This window comes from Fundicoccus sp. Sow4_F4, assembly GCF_052116145.1.
GTDB lineage: Bacteria > Bacillota > Bacilli > Lactobacillales > Aerococcaceae > Fundicoccus.
In genome coordinates this window covers 1-404 of the sequence record NZ_JBQKLQ010000024.1, presented here as the reverse complement: position 1 = coordinate 404, position 404 = coordinate 1, and the positions used below count along the sequence as shown (strand labels likewise).

Annotated in this window: 4 tRNA genes; all 4 read left to right on the top strand. The window is 50.2% G+C overall.

The features are described from left to right. Positions 1–23 precede the first annotated feature (23 nt). The 4 genes from ACTQ5J_RS13520 to ACTQ5J_RS13505 all read left to right on the top strand — a co-directional run bounded on the left by ACTQ5J_RS13520 (position 24) and on the right by ACTQ5J_RS13505 (position 380). Positions 24–109 (top strand) — tRNA-Leu (locus ACTQ5J_RS13520). An 11-nt stretch (positions 110–120) separates the two neighbouring features. After that, positions 121–194, top strand: a tRNA-Arg gene (locus ACTQ5J_RS13515). 21 nt (positions 195–215) lie between these two features. Then, positions 216–289 (top strand) — tRNA-Pro (locus tag ACTQ5J_RS13510). 18 nt (positions 290–307) lie between these two features. Then, positions 308–380: transfer RNA gene (locus ACTQ5J_RS13505), tRNA-Ala, on the top strand. The last annotated feature ends 24 nt before the right edge of the window (positions 381–404 follow it).

Sequence of the window (404 nt, the reverse complement as noted above, 5' to 3'; positions counted from 1 at the left end):
ATATAAAAACACAGGCAGATATTGCCGGGGTGGCGGAACTGGCAGACGCACAGGACTTAAAATCCTGCGGTGAGTGATCACCGTGCCGGTTCGATTCCGGCCCTCGGCATTCGTTTTAAAGCAGCCATGGCTCAATTGGATAGAGTACCTGACTACGAATCAGGCGGTTGCAGGTTCGACTCCTGCTGGCTGCATGCTTTAACTAATCATCACATCGGGAAGTAGCTCAGCTTGGTAGAGCACTTGGTTTGGGACCAAGGGGTCGCAGGTTCGAATCCTGTCTTCCCGATTTTTTTAGAAATATTTTGGGGGCTTAGCTCAGCTGGGAGAGCGCCTGCTTTGCACGCAGGAGGTCAGCGGTTCGATCCCGCTAGTCTCCATTTTTTTCTTTAAATGTGAATAAA